The sequence below is a fragment of the Chryseotalea sp. genome (genome assembly GCF_057350905.1).
Genome location: NZ_JBMRCF010000012.1, coordinates 158,061 through 177,806, shown reverse-complemented (window position 1 = coordinate 177,806; position 19,746 = coordinate 158,061). Strand labels below are relative to the sequence as shown.

Genomic DNA, 19,746 nt, shown 5'->3' with positions numbered 1-19,746 from the left:
GTGCAACTCTTCTACCAACCAGATCTATCAGAAAACCATTGCTGGCTAACAGAAGATGAGTCGAGGCATTGCGTTAAGGTATTACGTAAGCGCGAAGGAGAAGTCATTGCTGTGACGGACGGCAATGGCTTTTTTTATGATTGCATCATTACAAAAGCAAATGCGCAGCAATGTCAATTTGAGATCCAGGCAAAACGTGCAGAACCCGAGAAGTCATTTCGGATACACCTGGCCATAGCACCCACTAAAAATCCTGATCGCCTCGAATGGCTTGTGGAAAAAGTAACAGAACTTGGTGTTGATGAAATTACGTTAATTGATTGTGATCACTCCGAAAGATCCTTTCTTAAAACAGAGCGTTTGTTGAAAGTAGCCATCAGTGCCATGAAGCAATCACAAAAAGCTACGCTGCCTGTGATTAACCCCTTAAGTGATTTCACATCAATATTACACAACAGCAAGGCCGATCAAAAATTTATTGCTTATGTCGATCATAGCAATCCCAAACACTTGATACACGAAGCAAGTAAAGAGAAAAGCTATCTGATTTGTATTGGCCCTGAAGGAGATTTCTCCAAAGAAGAATTAGAAAAAGCATTAAGTCAGGGCTTTATCAAAGTGAGTCTTGGTGACAGTCGCCTGAGAACAGAAACAGCAGGCATGACTGCCTGCTGCTTGTTAAATGCTTTACAAGTAAGAAGTCATTAATCGACTACTACCCTTCTGAATACACGTTTATCACCCTGTGTCATCTCAACGATATAAATCCCTGCACCTGACCAGTTATGGGTATCAATTACTCTTTCATCAAAAGTCTCGCTACCTACCGTATACGATGTAATTACTTTGCCCGTTAAATCCCTCACAGATATTGTAGCTTCCAACGCATTATCTTTTAATGAGCGTATGCTCAGTTGAGTACCTTCAGCAAGTGGATTCGGGAATACACTGATATTGAATACAGCATCTTCAGCATCATTTTTAACAAGGATGATACGTGAGTATTCTATAGCGCCATTAAAATCAACTTGCTTTAAACGATAGTAGTTGTTACCCAATAGTGGTGCTTCATCATCAAATACATAATTGGAGAGTACTGAAGTTGTACCCTTCCCTTGAATGATACCCATGGTGGTAAACGTTTCTCCGTTGTCGGACCGTTGCAATTCAAAAAAGTCGTTATTCAATTCCGAAGCAGTAGACCATCTGATTTTATTGAAACCATTTTCATGCTTACCTGTAAATGCAGTAAGCTCAACAGGAAGCGGGTTGGCTGCTTCAGTAGAGCCGAGGGTAACAATATTCTCACTGAAAGATAGTGTTGCTGAAGACTGGAATGTACCATTGGTACCCGTTACAAAATTGGATCCACCATTGTTAGTCCAGTTGGTCCCATTCCATGACATCACCGTAAGTGCCTGTTGAAAAGTCGTGTTGGCTGATACATCGCTTTCAGCTCCCCAACTTAGTCCAACCCTGGCTGTGCGTCCATTGGAAGTGGCAGAACCGTCTGACACTTTCCAGAATTCACCTGTTGCCATTGTTAATATGAGTGGATCGGATGATGTAAGATTACTTACCGGGTTACTTCTAGGTGCAGGCGCTGCCGCCACCTGACCTACCGCTGAACCAGTAAAATACTCCATATCCCAGGTTACACCCGCTGCTGAAACTGCTACTACAGATCCGCTTCTCCACCTTCCGCCCTTTCCTATAGGGAAAGTAAAGCTGGAACCTGCAGTTGTAATTACCTTATATAATTTGCCAGAAACGTAAGAGTTGGCCGAACCTGCAGCAGGAACTGCGGTTGCGCTTCCAAGCATGGTGAGTGTTGCCTGCGGTGTGATTACTCCATTCGTGAGAATCAATTGACTCACAACATCAGTATTGTTAGAGATAACCAATCCTGCAGCACTGTTATCTATTTCTAACCTGTTTATGGCTCTCCCTAAGGCATTGGTAAAATTACCTGTCAGTGTCTGCTGACTTGTGCCATTAAAAACGAATCTCATACCACCAGATGCAACTGCTCCTCCAGTAAAAGTTGCACCATCAGCTACACTCATATTTCCCGTTATTACAATTCTGTTACCGCCTCCAGCACCACCTATGAAAGTTCCTCCAGTGATGGAAAGATTTCTTCCAATAGATTTTACTCCGCCAATACCTCCATCAAATAAACCAGCAGTTATCATGTCACGAGCAATTGTAAGTGTTCCTTGCACATTACCAAATACCCCACCATTAATTAATAGGTCATTCTGTACAACAATTATGCGACTAGTATTATTCAAAAATGAACCTGAATTAACTACAAAATTATTACAAACATTTAGATCGTTATTGGCCATTGACCTTATTCCTCCTTCAATAGTAAGGTTACGTAAATTCGTAATCCCACCTAAAATTTCATAACTACCTGTTCCTCCAAAAGTCAATCCTCCTCCTGCACAAGAGAAAAAGTCGTCATAAACCGCAGCAGGCATAGCTATTGATGCCGTGTTACTATTAATTCTAAGATCACCTGTTCCCGTTACGTATCCTAATCTATGGCCGATTGTTCCACTATTGACAGTGACCGTTCCATTAATTTGGGTAGAATAGAAGCTTGCTCCGTTAGATGACAATATCAATTCATCTCCAGGTCTAACGATAACCGCTGCACCAACAGGGGCGCCTCCACCCGGTACTGCCGGAGTATAAATGGCACTTGTATAACTACCAGATCCATTTGTAGTATAGATAGGTACATTATTTGGAATAGCTAAATCAATTCCAGCAAAATAATCTCCCGAAATACCTGCATCCGTTACTCCAGAAAATGCAAACGTAACTGTATTCAGACTTTCATCAACTTCGACAGTACTAAATTTATTAATCAACAGTGAAGGGTTTGCATCAGAAAGTATACGAGCAGCAATGTATCCTGCTTCTGTTTGGGGTACTGTCACCGAAACTAATGATTGTTGGTAATAGCAAATCATAGAAGACCTGAATGTACTGGCAACATTATCAGCATTAATGATCCAATGATATTGCAAGGCATTTTGCAAATCATCTATTTCAGGATCTGGCGCCTCGGCATCATTGATAATACTTGGATGCCGCTCATTAGCAGGTCTTACAGTTATTGTTGGTGTGCCACTTGAGCCTGTTGTATTTGAAGGACTGCTGAAATCAAAAGTAACGGGTGTATAACTTAACTGACCAACAGGGAAAGTAAAGTTTGTAGTATAGTTTACCGGAAATTGTTTCCTTACACCGAAGTCAGTAAAAGAACTGTTCGTCTGTATCATGTTTGTAACAGAGAAAGGATTTACTGGTGTAATAAAAGCATTCTGAGTCAGTAATAATAAACTTCCTCCAATATCTAAAACACCACGCTCCAACCTCAACCCTGCTGTAATGGTGAAGTTATAACCATTACCATCGGGAATAAGAACACCTGAAGAATTACTCACAGTGACAATACCCAAGGTACCTGTACCTGAAGCTGATCGTTGTAAGAGCTGTTGTGATGATCCGTTGAAGATAAGGCCTTGCCCACTAGTAGATGTAAGACTACCATCTATCGTAGCGTGTCTTCTCAAATTTATCAATGAGGTACCTGTATTAATGCTACCGGCTGACAAAATTAAATCTCTATTGATGGTAATATCTTTGCTTATGGTAAGGGTACCTGCTCCTGATTTGGTCAGGTTATAAAACGAAAGTGCTGAAGTCGCTCCGGAAACAGCCGCTGCTCCTGTATTCGTAAAAGTGGTCAGGTTATTTCCATTTACATAAGAACCATCAACTGTAAAATTCCTTCCAATAGTCAGATTAATACCCTGTGCGTTCAGTGTAGTGGAAGAACTAATAATCAAATCGTTTGATACAGTAAGTGGTAATGTGTAAATTTTAGCAACGGGACTATTCGATCCGGCTATGGTTAAATTATAAAGGGGTACTGATGACTTAATTCCTATGTTTTGAGCAGTGGTGCCCGCAAGCGTATTGGCACTGCCAATGGTTATCAGTGAATTTGTACTAATAGTGTGAGTTGCTGGCTCTAACCACAACGATGGAACAGTGGTACTGTTAATTCCATTAACAAGTGTAAATGTACCCCCTGTATGGTGAAATTCACTACCCGTATTCAACACTTCGAAAACGCCACGTGTTGTAGTCGCTGCGCCTCTGTTTCCTATAGTAACCGCACCACCACTCTGTGTATATTTTAATATGCCTGTAGTGCTTGAAAGTCCTCTTCTCACTTGTCCACCAACGGTAAGTGATCCTCCCAATACCTCAATAACGGCATTGCCAGAATTTGAATATTCAATATAGTTTGCAAATCCTACACCAGCATCAAGGGTTACGGTACCTGTTGTTACTCTCAACAAACCATCTAAAATAATATTGGCATTTGTGCTGGTCGATGTAATTGATACAGTGCTGCCATTTACGTCAAGTCCGGCAGTTCCAGGGATATTAAAATCTCCACCGCCAGAAGTTAACACATAGCTCCCAGTATTGTTAAGACTTAACAGTCCATTGGTTAGCGTAATTGGTTTTATCGCTGTATTGCTTGGCGCATTAAGTACAACTGAACCATTAATTGAAAACCCTGAAGTTATGTCACTGCCTTTGTTACAAACAATGCGATTCAAATCAGGAACTGAAGTTGAACTTCTGGTATAACCATGATTTCCAGATCCCTGGAATTCAAGATTTGCCAAAGGTCTGTCAGCAGCACCATTGTATAAATCCAGCACGCTGTTGTTACTTGCGCCCTGGATTATATTTCCTTTAACAATAATTGTATTCTCTACGGTAGCAACACCAGGATTATTAACATTTACAGCTCGATTGCTTGGGTTAGTGAAAGGATCCTGTGTGTAGTCTATGTTTCTATCTATAGTCACTGTAATAGCTGGTGCCGCACCTGGCAATTGGAAAGTTCCACCCAACCAATAACCTAAAATAAGATCTCTTTTAATCGCAACCGTCTGTATTGGACGAACAACTCCATCACCCTGAACAATAAGATCTGAGTTAACTGTAATGTTCTGATTGACCGTATAGATGGCACTCTCAAACATCAGGTTAGGAATAGGCGTTGGTATGGTCGTCAACGTTGCATTACCTCCAAAATAGAGATAATAAGAATTTGGATTTGTACCAAAATCATTAAAATCACCTGTTACTACGGGCGCATCAGGTGCATCAAAAGAAATCATCCCTGCTCCTGTTACAAAACCAAGGGCATTTGTACCCGCAGCGTAAAATTGTAAACGAGGTACAGTTTCCGGATTAGGATTTACCACACCAGTGGCATCAAATTGAACGGCTGCAACAGATATAGTGCCTGTTAAAACATTAATTCTGTGACCATTTCCACCACTGGACTGAATCACTACAATACTTCCTGCTGTAGGAACATTCGGTGGGCCACCCGAAGTAGCATTTCTTGACCAGGTTGATCCTGTGTTCCAGTCACCCGAAGCCACACTATAATAAGTGTCAAGCACACCATTAAACCTGCTGGTGCGTGCTGCAGTATAGTTAGCCGCCTCCAAAGTAAAGCCTGCGCCAGGGAAAGTTAATCCATTTGTTGTACCATTGAAAACAATCAAGTTATTACCTTCATCAACATTATCCACCCCACCGGTATTGGGATCTTCAATTCTGTCATAGGGCGGAAAGTCTGTAACTTTACCAGCCACATATTGGTTCTCATTGGCATCAACATCTGCCTGATCATAACGAAATTGATATGACACTGTTGGCAGCGTTGTGAAATTTGAATAACTCACTTTCCAATAAAAAGATAAAATGCTTTGAGCTCCGGCAGTAGTCTGCAGTACAGCATCAACAGGCACAATACGAACCAGACCATTATCACTGAAAGACTGGAATTGCGGTCTGGCAGGTGCATATTTACCGGCAACCCCTAACGGATAGTCTATGGCTCCATTACCACCAACATATAACTCAAGTCCGCCATCTGAACTTAATCCTGAAGTCTGAATCATTTTTGTTGCACTGAATGGACTTCCTGCTAAAACAGAAGTTGAAGTGTTTAATGATAATTTATTAACGCCAATACTAAACACCCCGCTCGTCATGGTAAGCGTACCTAAAATGGTAAGATCTCCATTAGCCAATGTTACTTGCGGGCTTGCACCTGTATTGTTTAATTGAAGGTTATAAATAGTAACACCTGATGAATTTAGTGTTTGGGCTACCGTACCATCAAATAACAAACGACCGGTGCTGGTGCTCTTCCCAACGGTAAGGCCACTGGCAATAGTTACAGCACCTCTTGTAGAGACAATAAATGAATTATAGTTGAATAAGCCATTGCTTATTGTCAGAGTACCATTTACACGTAATGCTGTGGCATTACCCGTGGCAACCACAACCTCATCCGTTACATTTTCCTTATTTATTGTAAGATTATTAAATGTCTGTGTTGCAGCGGTATTACCGAAGATAAGGGAACTAACCCCCTCGCCAGTGATGGTCGTTGTATTTGTTCCGTGTGTATAGGTAGATCCGTTATTAAGGTCAATATTACCACCAACGGTAACATTGGCATTGTTAGTCGTAAAATTCACAGGGCTCTCAATCGTCAGATCGTTGAGCACTACCAATGGTTGTATTGCTAGTGAAGTTAAACTTGCACCTGTACCAGTTTCTCCCAGATTTAATTCCACTACTGTAGCAGCACCTGCGGTTCTGCGCATCAAAACATTCCAAAAAGGTGCCCTAGAGGTAACTTTATAAGTATTGGCATTGCTAATCTCAAAAATAACACGTCCACCTGTTACTGAAATATTTGATGGATCACTATTGATAAAGATCGCTCCGCGTGTTCCATCTGTTCCACCCCTTGTTCCTTTTACGATTAAATCTCCTCCGCTCATGTTGAACACATTACCGGGGTAGCTTAAGCTAAATACATAATAATCTAAACCTGTACCACCTGGACCATCTCCGTTAACGGTAACAGTACCTCCCGATTGAATATATGAACCAATATTGGTTGGCCCCTCAACTGAGGTTCTGATTTGATTGGTCGTTACTGTACCCCCCTCTACAATGATGGCGCCATCATCACGGGTAGTAATTCCTGCAACAACATTAGCGGTAAGGATACCATCACTTACTCTGACTTTACCGTAAGGCACAAGGGAGTTACCACTATTTTTATTTAAGGTACCTCCATTAACCCAAATCTGGGCACCCTCTGAAATATTGTAATTAGATGCTGTACTCAGCACCGGGATGGTGACATTCTCTTTTAACTCAACGGTACCATAAATCAAGCCCAGTGCATTCGCATTCGTTGTTAATTGGGCAACAGAACCATGATCTTCGTTAGCAAAACCAAATAAGTTAAAATTTGCTACACTGTTGGCGCTGAGTATTGTCTTGTAAGAATCGTTAGTTCCTTTGCTGATCTCTATCCTATAAAATCTGGTAACACCATTACATTCAATTTCCTGATCTTGCGTGGCACTTAATGTGTTAAAATCAACAATACCGTTATTCGCTTCGCTGCCATGCGTTGCGGAAGTTCTGTTGGTAAAGTAAGCAGTACCCCCATCATTACTAAAATCACCGTATAAATTAAACTCATGTCTGGTGCTACCATTGTTTCCTGTTCCTACACGAATACCTCCTGTTGATGATATTTCAACATCGCCAAACACAGTCATGATTCTATTGGCGACTGTTACATCGTTATTAAAAGTGAAGAGACCACTTGTAATTCTAAAGTTGCCATTAAGTGTAATGTCAGTTTGAAGGTTAACGACATTGGTACTTCCTGTCAGATTTACTTCAAGGTTATTGAAAGTCCTTAGCTGATTTAAAATCATTCCCGTACCACCAATCTCAACAGTTCCACCTACTACCTGATCTGCAAAATCTGTAATATCCCCAGCAGGAAAGTTGTCATTTGCACCCGACATCTTTAAACGTCCTTCACCACCTATATCAATGAAGTTATGTCCTGTGGTAATACCAATATCTAGTGTACCTACCAATTGTAAACTACTGATCAGTACATTATTTGCATTAATGATTATTGTCTTACCCGATCCGATAACTACATTATCGCTAGGGCCAGGTATGTTGCTGCCAGGATTAACATAAAGGGGAAACAATCCACCATCTAAAGTCCATGACTGATGATCTTCCCAATTTCCTGTTTGATAACTGTACCAAGTTTTGTTAGTTAAACCATTAACAGGGCTGTTGGTAAGATTTAATGTTCCTAATGTATAAACACCATCTGTTAAACTCCCATCCGGAACAACAAAGGTGAGTTGATCGCCTGAAATTGACTTGTTTGCATTGCTGATAGCAACAACATCATAATTACCAGTACCTGTATTTCTTCTCAATAAAACATAGTTGTCTTTATTCTGCGGAAAGTCTCCATTGATACCCTCACTAAAATCAAAAGTTATCGTTGCATCGAAAGCTCCGCTTTCGTCAAAATACCAGGTGCGATTCCATCGCTGCACAACGCCACCCGTTCCAAGGTTTGTAGTTACGGCTGAATTGGCGAGTCCGTTGTGACCAATCAAAAGAGACTCGCCATTGTTATTAATGGTTCCGGCAGAAGGGCTCACAATCAAACCTTTTGAGTTCGCCAGTAAATGTTGCGCTCCTGATACCTGGCCTATACCTACAACATCAAAATCATGATTTAATGTTGATCCACCCGCTACATCGCCTGTATAAATATCACCGGCACTTAACGCAGTGTTGTATTTGGCTGACAAATAGTTTTCAACAATCTGGCGTTGTGCAGCATTTAAAGCTGTGCGATAAATTATTACTTCTACAATTGATCCTTCTAATCCTGTGTTTGTAGCAGCATCGTAGGTACCAATAAAAAGGTCTGATGTATTATTTGCTATCAAATTATCTCCTGTAACAGTTCCAGTCGCGCCACCATCTCTGTAGCCATTTTTAGTTCCTGCATTCATCACAAATGCAATAATATCGTTCTGGGTTAGGGCTGTATTATTAGTCCCATTCAAATTTGATGCAGCTGCAGTACCCACTACTACTTGATACCGAGGGTTAGTCGTAAGCGAGAAATAATAAGACTGATCAGTATTATTAGCTGTCCTTTTTGACAATAGACCCAACGTTGTATTAGGCACATTGGATGTAGGCCGCAACACCACAAAAACGGTCAATTGATCTGTATTATCCAGATTATCATTATCAGCAACTCGCAAAAAGAAATTGGAGTTGGCTGTATTAAGGAAGTTTATCGAAGGCAGGTTATTAAAATCAACATTACTAGCTGTATAGGAGGGTCTGGTGCCTCCGGTGGCTGTAGCGTGGTTATTGTTACCTGATTGATCAGACCAGCCATCAACTAGGCCAGCACTGGTACTTATACCTGCATCTGATTTTAGCCAAAGTACATTTTGAGGTTGACTACTTGCTCCAGTGGCATTCCCCACACCTCCAGGACCAGTTTGGGAATAACTATTCTGAGTTAAAGACAGCAACATTGCCAATAGGCAACTTAATCGTAAGAAAGTGGGCATACGCGTTGTTTTTGAGGGGGGACTAAATTAAAGCTCTCCAAAGTTACATAAAGAATCCAAATTTCGATCCAGTTGGAAACCCTATACTTCAAGCTTTAAGACTACAATCCAAATCCATACTTTAGCCACTGGAATTGTAACCTTTAAACACAATTCAGTCAATCCTATGGCCCTAAACTACATCTGGCTTGCTTTCTTTCTAATCGCCTTTGTTGTGGCGCTGGTTAAACTCATTTTCTTTCAGGATATGGCGGTTTTTCCAGCCCTTATGAACTCTACTTTTTCCTCAGCTAAAACAGGCTTTGAAATCTCCCTTTACCTTACTGGCATCATGTCGCTGTGGTTAGGACTAATGAAAATTGCAGACAAAGGCGGTATTGTGGCCATTTTATCAAAAGTTATAGGCCCCTTCTTTCAACGTTTGTTTCCTGAAGTACCCAAAGATCACCCCGCCAATGGCTCTATTATCATGAATTTCAGTGCTAATATGCTGGGGCTTGACAATGCCGCAACGCCCCTGGGTTTAAAAGCAATGAAGGAATTGCAGGAACTCAATACCGAAAAAGATACAGCCTCAAATGCTCAGATAACTTTTATGGTATTGAATGCCTCAGGATTAACATTAATACCCATTACTATTATTGCTGACAGGGCAACGCTTGGCTCCGTAAATCCTACCAGCATTTTTATACCAACACTTATCGCTACTTTCTGCTCTACCCTTGTTGGGTTAATCTATTTATCATTCAAGCAAAAGCTGAAATGGGATCTTGTGATGATTGGTTACGTCCTTGGCATTAGCACACTGATTTTACTTATGGTCATGTACTTTGCTTCCCTCAGCCCTGAAGCTTTACAGGTCCAATCTTCATTGATCAGTAGCCTTGCAATCCTGAGCATTATAGTCTTTTTTTTGCTGCTTGGCTTCAGTAAGAAGCTCCCCTTGTTTGAGACATTTGTCGAGGGTGCTAAGGAAGGATTTGAAACCTCTATAAAAATTATTCCTTATCTGATTGCTATGCTTGTGGGCATTGGTTTGTTCAGGGCATCAGGCGCTATTGATTATCTTACACAAGGAATAGCCTGGATTTTCACAACAGCTTTTCATGTTAATACTGCCTTTGTAGATGCACTACCCGTTGCCATTTTAAAACCATTAAGCGGTCAAGGCTCCAGGGCCATGATGATGGATATATCAAAAGCATTAGGCCCCGATTCCTTCGCGGGAAATCTAGCCAGCATTTTCAGGGGTTGTTCAGAGACAACGTTCTATGTATTGGCAGTTTACTTTGGTTCAGTACAAGTAAGAAAAACGCGTTATGCACTAACTGGTGGTTTGATCGCAGATGTTGCCGGTGCAATCGCTGCCATTTTTATTGCCTACTTGTTTTTCTACCCCACAGCATAAAAAATCAGTACATCGTTTGCATTCTTGGCGAGATAACCCTAACATTGATTATGGAAAAGAAGGCTGAAATCCAAAAAACTATTTACGACAATGCCAAGACTCACTTTCTTGGTAATTTCCCTGATTCACTACCCATTGAACAAGCGTATGTTCATATTGGTATGTACTTAGGATGGATCATTGAAAACGATTTATACTCAGAATACTTTGAAGAAGAAGCGGCTATTCAGATTTTCCGTTTTAAAAGAAAAGAGATTTCTTGCACAATCTTAAGTGAAATCTGGGATGGCTATCTTGGATTCGAGCTCTTTAGCCGACAGGGTAATATGTTTACTTACTACTATTACGGTGGTGGACTTTACAGAAATGATTATGATGAGATTTTAGTTAAGGGCTTGCCTTCTATTTATCATGTAACTGATAGTTGGGAGAACTATGACAGAATCAAAAACAGAATTGATTTGCGTTTTCAAGATTGGAAAAAATTAACCGGCCAGTAAGCCGGTTTTTTTATTCTTCCTGGCTGTATTCAATACAATGCTACTTCATTTTACCATTCTTATCCAGCACCCACTTTTTATCGTCAATTCCGGTTACAATTAATTCACCATTAATAAAAGTTGCTGATGCGGGGATCATGTCTACTTTAAAATGATTACTCCATGCAAGTCCGTCTGATCGGTAGATTTTAGCAACAGTAACTGAAAGCTTCTCCTTTATTTTATTTTCATTATACATGATGACAAAAAATATTTGCTCACCTGCATCATGAATGATAAAGGCTTTTGATTGCAACAAGGTTTTGTGCTTGTAACCGACATCAACAGGAAACTTAATGGCTAGATCTGGTCTGCGTGAAAGTGTAATCCCATACAAATAGCCTTCTACTGCTACAGAGTCTTTAAAATACAGACCTGCCGTGTACTTTTCAGAAATAATCGCCAAAGGCTGGTATGGCCTTTCCAGGCCTGGGTTCAATTGTAGTGAAACTGAATCCCCTCCCACTACGAGCCAATCAATTCCTTTAGTTCTGAATTTTACTTCAAAATCTTTCAAAGCCATTTCACGTTCAGCAAACTCCTGCAAACCGCGAACATAACTCTTCAGCACACTGGCCTGATTGTAGGTGTTCTTTATAAAGTAATCATAATCCTCTGCCTTTTCATCAATCAGTGAAACGGGCAATGCTTTAGCCAGACTATCCAGTAGCTTTATGGACTTGAATTCACTTTTCGCTATGTTTAGTTTTAATGGAATATTCGCACTGTCTCTTAGCAAAAAATGCGCTGCCAAATCCGAACGATAATTTATTTCGGCTATCTTCAGATTAAAAAGTAAGGCTGGCAAGGGCTTATCGTCATAGGTAGTAAGTCTTTGATGAAGCAGCTTGGCACTAAGTTTCTCCATCTCGGCACGCACTGAAACAGAGTCCTTTAATAACTTTTCCCGTAACTTATTAATATCAATATCTGCCGATACAAGATGATCTTTCAATGGTGTTATTTCATCACGAATAACTTTAATAGATTCATCAGCAAACTTTTTGAAGTGCCAAAGTTGAACCTGATCGTTTAAAAAATCAACCTTATTATTTCCATCTTTGCTTAAGTCTCTAATTTCATTGAGTGCTAATTGGTAATTATAATTTGTCTTACCCAAAGCCTGTACATTTGATTTAAAAATATCAAAAGCTTTCTGGCATGAATCGAAGGTGCTGCTTAACTGGCCGAGTTGTTCCAATGTGGCATTATCGGCACGCAAAAGCATGCTCTTTTTACTCTGGTATTTATTGTGTAAAGCCTGATAATGTCTTTGTGATCTTTTATAGGTAGAGTCGGTCAAGGCAAAGTAAAAATTAACCAGTTTAATTTTGTCTTTCCGCTCTCTCAATTCTTGCAGTCGCTTCTCAATAAAAAACTGAATGTCACTAATTTTTACTCCGTATTCACCGGTGCGCAGGTCCCTGCGTTTAAAAGTCTCGTAGTACTCATCGTTTTTTCTTAGTTCCTTCTCTGTTATTAATTTGAATGCCTGATCCAGTAATTGACTGGCGGAATCCATGTTTGCTATGGACATAGCACCTTCTTTCAAAATATCGTTTTTAAGCGATTTATGCTCATAGATCAAGCCCATGTATAAAACGGCATTGGGATTGTCGTCATTCTCCTTAAGGTAACGCTTCAGAAAAGGTTCAGCTTCATCGTACTGCTTATTTGCTAACCAAACGTAAATGTCTTTATACTTTACCTTTTGGGCAGTTGCCAGAAAACTGGTGCCGACCAGAACAGCCACTAATAAAAAGCGAACTAAAGTCATTATCATTGTTGTTAATAGAGCGAAATTAAATAGAATTACTGTAAAAGTTAAACATCTATCGTGCCAATGAAGAAAGTTATAGCCTTGTTCAAGTCAATTTCAATTCCTGTTTTGGCGATCTTGATACTGCATTTATCAGGCTTATTGAGTAGTACCACCGCCTATGCACAAAAAATTTTACTGCAAACAGGCATCTTGAATGCCTCTGCTGAAAGGCAAGTAACCCGCGAAAATTTCTCTTATGATTTTACCGTACAAACCTTTACCGGGGAATCCTTTCCTATGGAACAATTAAAGGGCAAGGTTATTTTTTTAAACCTGTGGGCCACCTGGTGCGGACCATGTCGTGCAGAAATGCCCGCCATCGAGTCGCTTTACAAGGGCATAGCGCAGGAAGACCTGGCTTTTGTCATGCTGTCCATCGACAGAAAAAATGATGCACATAAGGTCAACAATTATGTCAATACCAAAGGTTTTACTTTTCCTGTATACCTGTTGCAAAGTCCATTCCCAAATCAGTTGCCTGAAGTGTTACAAGTGCCTTCAATTCCCACTACTTTTGTGATTAATAAGAAAGGCGAAATCGTTTATAAAAATGTTGGTACGGCTAATTACGATACCAAAAAGTTCAGAAATTTTTTACAAGAACTACTTGAGGAGTAGCGCATAATCTTGAGTAATTCTACCTATAAACATTGAACGGTTTAGGTGCAGGACAGTATCCGTGATGCCATTCATACTAAGCATATTTCAAGACCAGCCTGAGTCCATCCAAGGTAAGCTCACGATTAATGATGGTAAACTCGTCTTTAAGGGCAGGCAAGATAGAGGACAAGCCTCCTGTTGCCACGATCTTTAGCTTCGGATCTTTCAACTCCGTTTTTATTTTTTGCAACATGGTTCGTACTAGTCCTTCGTAACCATGCAGCACTCCTGCCTGTATCGCATGAGTCGTATCTTTCCCTAATACAGATTCCGGAACGAGTAAGGGCACTTCAAAAAGTTGTGCCGTATTTTGAGTTAATGCTTTAATGGCTGTTTTTAAACCGGGTACAATAGAGACACCTAATATCTCGCCTTTTGCAGACACTGTTGTAAAAGTTAGTGCTGTGCCAAAATCAACCACTACACAATTACTCTTAAAGAGCTCAAAGGCTGCCAAGGCATTTGATACGAGGTCCGACCCGATTTGATTAGGGTTTAAAATACCAATAGGCAACTTTTGATAGAGCGCTGCACTCAATACAACAGGTTCTCGCTCCGTCAACTGCTGCGCGGCTTGCCGAACACGCTCTGTTATTTCAGGCACCACACTACTGATCACCACGGCCTCCAAATGATCCGTCTTAAAACCAAACTCTAGAAATGAATCGCGTAATCTTGTAGTGTAAAAACTTTGAGGTAAACTTGTATCGGTTGGTAAGCGCCATACTTGCTTCCAGCTTGCATCATACCAAAGACCTGCCGTGATGTCGGAGTTACCTATGTCTAGCACAAAAATCATGAGGCAAAATACAGAATAATTGCAGACGAAGGAATGAAGAAGGCAGAATACAGAAGTTAGAAGATAGAAGCTTGATATTGATTAACACATCAACGATTTGGCACATCAACTCATTAACCAATCAACTCATCAAAATTGCTTTAACTTTGGCCAGGCCTGTGCTTGCTGCTTCTTCAAAACTTTGCAAATATGGAATGGCGGGCAGTGCTGGCAGCTTTGGGTCCACCATAAATTTACTTGCTTCATAGGGAACATACCTGATTAAGCTTGCCGCTGGATACACCTGCAATGAAGTACCCGCCACGATAAACACATCAGCCGCTGCGGCATATTGTATGGCAATCTCCATCATCGGTACAGCTTCACCAAACCAAACTATGTTAGGGCGAAGCTGAGAGCCTTTACTGCATTTTTCACCAACATTTAATTCGGCTCCCTTAATTGGATAAATAAGTGTTTCATCCACTGAGCTTCTGGCTTCAAACAATGAACCATGCAGATGAATAACCTTTGTAGATCCTGCCATCTCATGCAGGTTATCTACATTTTGCGTAACAATGGTTACATCGAAATCTGCCTCCAACTCCGCCAGTATCAGGTGACCGCGATTGGGTTTTACCTCCAGCGCCTTTTTTCTGCGCTGATTATAAAAATCGAGCACCAATGCCTGATTTCGTAGCCATGCTTCAGGGGTTGCTACATCTTCAATCCGATGATTCTCCCACAAACCATCACTCGCACGAAAAGTAGGAATACCGCTTTCAGCACTGATACCTGCACCGGTTAGTACAACTAATTTTTTCATAACTGCTCAAGGATATCGTCAGGAGTTGAATTCTCCAGGTGCCTGTAAGATTTTGATTACAGCGTGATTAAAAAAATCCACTCAGTTTGGTGAGGTGTTTCTGAACCCCAGAAAAGACAAGTTTTGAGCTGCCTACAGCCGCAATCTTCTTCTGTTAACCTGCTTTTTGGGCGAGGACCACGCCAAGGCGTGGATGAGGCCTGATTTTGTCTGCTAGCTTCGCTCGGTATTGTTTAAATTGTTAGGTTCAGCAAACGTGTCCCAAACCCGAGTGGACTTGCTACAAATATATTGTAAATTCAACATTTCAAACCCAAAATTGGCGCTTATCTGTTAATATTGAGTGTTGAATTTTAGACCTGAAATTTTGAATTAAATCCATGCGAAAAACTACTATCAATTTTAACATAGAGCTTGATAATAATAATGTACCCGAAAAAATCATGTGGGATGCCACTGATAAACCCGAAGCCGGTTTGAGTGAAACCAAATCAATCAGTGTTGCCTTGTGGGATCACAAGCAGAAAAACACACTCCGCATCGATCTTTGGAGTAAAGACATGCCTGTGAATGAGATGAAGCGCTTTTATGTTGACTGTATCGGTGGTTTGGCACAAAGTGTCTTGAGTGCTACCGGAGATGAGACCATGAGTGCCGAAATGAATGCCCTTTGTGAACGATTGGTGAAGCATTTAGAAGAAGAGGCCAAAAAAGGCTAGTCAATCCTGAAAAGGCCTAAAGTATGTATTCTTCCCTTTTTGATTAATCCAAAAATCAAAAATATCAGTGATTGGTGCTTTCATTCCCTAAACAATAACCATCACTTCCATGGTGGCATTTTTTGTCATAGTGAAGGCATAAAACCTATCATCATTTTATGATTTCAAAATCCTGAAATCGGTTGCGGTTTCTATACTAATTTCCTTACCTTAGAAACTGATAAACTAAACTGTATGAAGACTTTATACCTTCGACCATTCTTTTTACTCCTACTGCTAGTCTGCAGTGGAACGTTGTTAGCCCAAACAACAATTTCAGGTAAAGTTAAAGACGGTGGCAGCGGCATGGAACTGGCCGGTGTTAACGTTATTGTAAAAGGCCGCGTGGTGGGTACTATCACCAACGCTACTGGCGACTTTACTTTAAAAGTAAACGATGCCCCCCCTATCACCCTTTCATTTTCATTCATCGGTTTTAAAACCCAGGAAATTGAAATAAAAAATGCCAATACAACAGGGCTGGAAATTAAGCTGGAAGAACAAACTTTGCTGGGTCAGGAGGTAGTAATCTCAGCATCCCGTTTTGAAGAAAGCATATTAGAGTCTCCCGTGGCTATTGAAAAAATGGATGTATTGGCTGTGCAGAATACGCCAGCCGATAATTACTACAAAGCCCTTGGTAATCTTAAGGGGGTTGATGTAGCTACAAGCAGTATCAATTTTCAGATTATAAACACCCGTGGTTTTGGTTCTACCGGTAACACACGATTTGTTCAGTTAACAGATGGTATGGATACACAAGCACCCGCTCTTAATTTTCCAATAGGTAATTTAAATGGACCCTCTGAATTAGATGTGGAAAGTCTTGAATTAATACCAGGTGCTTCTTCAGCACTGTACGGACCAAATGCCTTCAACGGTATTCTGTTGGTTAACAGTAAAAATGCCTTTGAATACCAGGGCTTAAGCGCTTTTGCTAAGATGGGTGTTAACCATGTTGGCTCCGATGCTGATTACGCAGGTGGCCCAAGCCCTGTATGGGAAGGTGCTATTCGCTATGCAAAAGCCTATAATAACAAGTTTGCTTTTAAAGTTAACCTGGCAGCTATGCAGGCGCAAGATTGGCAAGGAACCAGTGCTGTAGATAGAGAAGTGGCCCGAACTCCAGGCTTCGGAACGGCAGGACAATGGGATGTTAACCCCGGCTCAGATCGACTACATTATATGGGCGATGAAGCTTCTATCAATTTATCGATTTTCAGATTCAGTTCTTCATGGAATACCTTTGCTTCTACCAGCAACTCAATTTACAACAACATCTTTGAGCCTGGAGTTACTGCAAAGAGTTATGCAGATGCCGGTGACTTACCCAACCAGGTTGTTTCTGTAACACCTTACAGAGAAGTAGACCTGATTGATTACAATGCTAAAAATTATAAAGGCAATATAGGTTTATACTATCGCTTAAATGATAAGGTTGAATTAAGCTACTTATGGAATGCCGGTTTTGGAACCAGTATCTACACGGGTGCACAACGTTATTCATTAAAGAATTTCAGTATTCAACAACACAGGCTTCAATTGAGAGGCGATAACTTTTATGTAAGAGCTTACGGAACCTTTGAAAATTCAGGTGATTCTTATATAACAGAATTTTTGGCCAAGCGAGTTATTGATGAATCAGTAAAAGCAGCTAATCCACTCTTCCAGGATGTGTCAGGTTTTCTGGCCACTTACGGTACTGAATATTTACGTTACCTCTACAATAACGGATTTCAGCCAGGTGCCATGAATCCCAATGATCCGGATTATATAGCGGACGATGCCTTAAGAATTGCAACCCAACAGGGAGCCCATAATTTTGCCCGTGGTGTTGTCAACTCCGAATTCATCTATGATTTGTCGACTGAAGCTGGCAGAGCTGATTTTAACCGGGCAAGAAAAACAGCAGAAAATGGCGTAGTACCTAAAGGGCCCTTTTTCAATGACAAAACAAAAATGTATCACGCAGAAGGCCAGTACGATTTCAAAAATGAAATTGACTTTATGGAATTACAGGCGGGTGCAAGCTTCAGAATGTATGACCTTAACTCCAACGGTACTATTTTCGATGACGTAGACGGTATTACTATTAAGGAATATGGTGCTTATGTACAAGCTGGTAAGTGGTTAGGCGATCGTAAATTTAAAATTAGTGGATCCGCACGTTACGATAAGAATGAAAATTTCAAGGGCCGTTTAAATCCGCGTATTTCTTTTTTAACGAAGCTCAATGAAAATAATGTTGTGCGGGTTTCATACCAGACTGGTTTCCGTATTCCAACAACGCAAGGTCAGTTCATTGATTTGAATATTATCTCTGCTAGATTAGGTGGTGGTCTTCCTGGGTATGTAAACAAGTATGATCTTGTAAGACAATCAACAGTAAACGGACAACCGCTAGCTTATACTGGTGAATCTGTTCAGGCTTACCGCGATGAAGTATTTAGGGTGGGTAACCCCAATGCCGCCTCAGCTTTAAGTCTGTTAGTTCCTTACACTGATTTCAATCCTGTAAAACCAGAAAATGTACAGAATATAGAGTTTGGATATAAAGGTGTGTTGGGTACCAACTTTATGATAGATATGACATACTACTATAATTTGTATACTGATTTTATTACACAAATTCGAGTAGTAACAGCAAATGAGTTTACCAATAATGCAATTTATTCAGATAATGGAGCAGGTGCTATCGACCGCGCAGGCGATCAATTCACCTTTAGTAATGTTGCAGCACCTGGCACGCCTAATTACGCAACATTATTAAATGGTTCGGCACATAATGTTACACCATTTGGTATTGATGGAAATACATCCCAGATTTATTCAAACTATGATGGACAGATCAGCTCGCAAGGAGCAGTATTAGGGCTTCAGTATAATCTTTTAAAAGGTTATAGCATCAGTGGTAACTACAGCTGGAATGTAATCAACGATACACCCAGTCAATTCTTTTCAGAATTCAATACACCGGAACATAAATTTAATTTATCCTTTGGTAACCGTAAGGTGACTGATAAGCTGGGTTTCAATGTTTCTTACCGCTGGCAAGATGAGTTTGAATGGCAATCATCCTTTACGGTGCCCGCCAATGGCATGGTGCCCTCCTATTCAACAGTGGATGCCCAGATTTCTTACAAACTTACCGGCCTTAAATCAATGTTAAAAGTGGGCGGATCCAATATTATGAACCAAAAGTACATTCAAAGCTTAGGTGGTCCGAACATTGGAGCACTTTATTATGTTTCATTAACATTCGATGAGTTATTCCGATAAAAACTAATTAAACAAAGCAGGAAGGCTGTATCAGAATCATTTCATTTACACAGATATACACTGTGATTCTCAATAGATAAGACTTTTGAGGATGCTTATCCGGGTAGGATTAG

10 protein-coding genes are annotated in these 19,746 nt (G+C 40.5%); 6 read left to right on the top strand and 4 right to left on the bottom strand.

Translation table 11 applies throughout. The features are described from left to right. Complete coding sequence (locus tag ACO1XM_RS16120; RefSeq protein WP_486230838.1) at window positions 1-708, top strand: 16S rRNA (uracil(1498)-N(3))-methyltransferase; 708 nt, start codon at window positions 1-3, stop codon at window positions 706-708. Here ACO1XM_RS16120 and ACO1XM_RS16115 read toward each other — a convergent pair. Then, a complete protein-coding gene (locus ACO1XM_RS16115; protein ID WP_486230836.1) occupies window positions 705-9,563 on the bottom strand; it encodes a LamG-like jellyroll fold domain-containing protein in 8,859 nt (2,952 codons plus the stop codon). The genes ACO1XM_RS16120 and ACO1XM_RS16115 overlap by 4 nt on opposite strands. Before the next feature lie 166 nt (window positions 9,564-9,729). Between ACO1XM_RS16115 and ACO1XM_RS16110 the strand changes: the two genes are divergently transcribed. Continuing rightward, complete coding sequence (locus ACO1XM_RS16110; RefSeq protein WP_486230834.1) at window positions 9,730-10,971, top strand: nucleoside recognition domain-containing protein; 1,242 nt, start codon at window positions 9,730-9,732, stop codon at window positions 10,969-10,971. Window positions 10,972-11,021: 50 nt separating this feature from the next. Continuing rightward, entirely contained in the window at window positions 11,022-11,471 is a 450-nt protein-coding gene (locus ACO1XM_RS16105; protein WP_246011927.1) for a DUF7832 domain-containing protein, read from the top strand. A gap of 40 nt (window positions 11,472-11,511) precedes the next feature. Here the strand turns inward: ACO1XM_RS16105 and ACO1XM_RS16100 are convergent, their stop codons facing one another. Further along, window positions 11,512-13,287 (bottom strand): hypothetical protein, encoded by a 1,776-nt coding sequence (locus ACO1XM_RS16100; RefSeq protein WP_486230831.1) that lies wholly within the window; start codon window positions 13,285-13,287, stop codon window positions 11,512-11,514. Window positions 13,288-13,353: 66 nt separating this feature from the next. Here ACO1XM_RS16100 and ACO1XM_RS16095 point away from each other — a divergent pair, with 66 nt between their 5' ends. Next, window positions 13,354-13,950: a TlpA family protein disulfide reductase gene (locus tag ACO1XM_RS16095; RefSeq protein ID WP_486230829.1), complete on the top strand. Its 597-nt coding sequence runs from the start codon at window positions 13,354-13,356 to the stop codon at window positions 13,948-13,950. 76 nt (window positions 13,951-14,026) lie between these two features. Here the strand turns inward: ACO1XM_RS16095 and ACO1XM_RS16090 are convergent, their stop codons facing one another. Together ACO1XM_RS16090 and ACO1XM_RS16085 are read right to left on the bottom strand one after the other, a co-directional pair. Next, window positions 14,027-14,791, bottom strand: coding sequence for a type III pantothenate kinase (locus ACO1XM_RS16090; RefSeq protein ID WP_486230827.1), 765 nt, complete (start codon window positions 14,789-14,791; stop codon window positions 14,027-14,029). Window positions 14,792-14,912: 121 nt separating this feature from the next. Then, complete coding sequence (locus ACO1XM_RS16085; protein ID WP_486230825.1) at window positions 14,913-15,596, bottom strand: SIR2 family NAD-dependent protein deacylase; 684 nt, start codon at window positions 15,594-15,596, stop codon at window positions 14,913-14,915. Between the two features lie 380 nt (window positions 15,597-15,976). Between ACO1XM_RS16085 and gldC the strand changes: the two genes are divergently transcribed. Together gldC and ACO1XM_RS16075 are read left to right on the top strand one after the other, a co-directional pair. Then, window positions 15,977-16,315 carry a gliding motility protein GldC gene (gldC, locus tag ACO1XM_RS16080; protein WP_486230823.1) on the top strand — a complete coding sequence of 113 codons (339 nt, stop codon included), beginning with the start codon at window positions 15,977-15,979 and terminating at the stop codon, window positions 16,313-16,315. 234 nt (window positions 16,316-16,549) lie between these two features. After that, the gene (locus ACO1XM_RS16075; RefSeq protein ID WP_486230821.1) at window positions 16,550-19,633 is read left to right on the top strand and encodes a carboxypeptidase-like regulatory domain-containing protein; all 3,084 of its coding nucleotides are present in this window, start codon (window positions 16,550-16,552) and stop codon (window positions 19,631-19,633) included. Window positions 19,634-19,746 lie beyond the last annotated feature (113 nt).

What these genes read in the sequence shown, in the direction of transcription:
- ACO1XM_RS16115 (WP_486230836.1), bottom strand. Translation starts at nt 9,563, where the DNA reads ATGCCCACTTTCTTACGATTAAGTTGCCTATTGGCAATGTTGCTGTCT.
- ACO1XM_RS16110 (WP_486230834.1), top strand. Translation starts at nt 9,730, where the DNA reads ATGGCCCTAAACTACATCTGGCTTGCTTTCTTTCTAATCGCCTTTGTT.
- ACO1XM_RS16105 (WP_246011927.1), top strand. Translation starts at nt 11,022, where the DNA reads ATGGAAAAGAAGGCTGAAATCCAAAAAACTATTTACGACAATGCCAAG.
- ACO1XM_RS16100 (WP_486230831.1), bottom strand. Translation starts at nt 13,287, where the DNA reads ATGACTTTAGTTCGCTTTTTATTAGTGGCTGTTCTGGTCGGCACCAGT.
- ACO1XM_RS16095 (WP_486230829.1), top strand. Translation starts at nt 13,354, where the DNA reads ATGAAGAAAGTTATAGCCTTGTTCAAGTCAATTTCAATTCCTGTTTTG.
- ACO1XM_RS16090 (WP_486230827.1), bottom strand. Translation starts at nt 14,791, where the DNA reads ATGATTTTTGTGCTAGACATAGGTAACTCCGACATCACGGCAGGTCTT.
- ACO1XM_RS16085 (WP_486230825.1), bottom strand. Translation starts at nt 15,596, where the DNA reads ATGAAAAAATTAGTTGTACTAACCGGTGCAGGTATCAGTGCTGAAAGC.
- gldC (WP_486230823.1), top strand. Translation starts at nt 15,977, where the DNA reads ATGCGAAAAACTACTATCAATTTTAACATAGAGCTTGATAATAATAAT.
- ACO1XM_RS16075 (WP_486230821.1), top strand. Translation starts at nt 16,550, where the DNA reads ATGAAGACTTTATACCTTCGACCATTCTTTTTACTCCTACTGCTAGTC.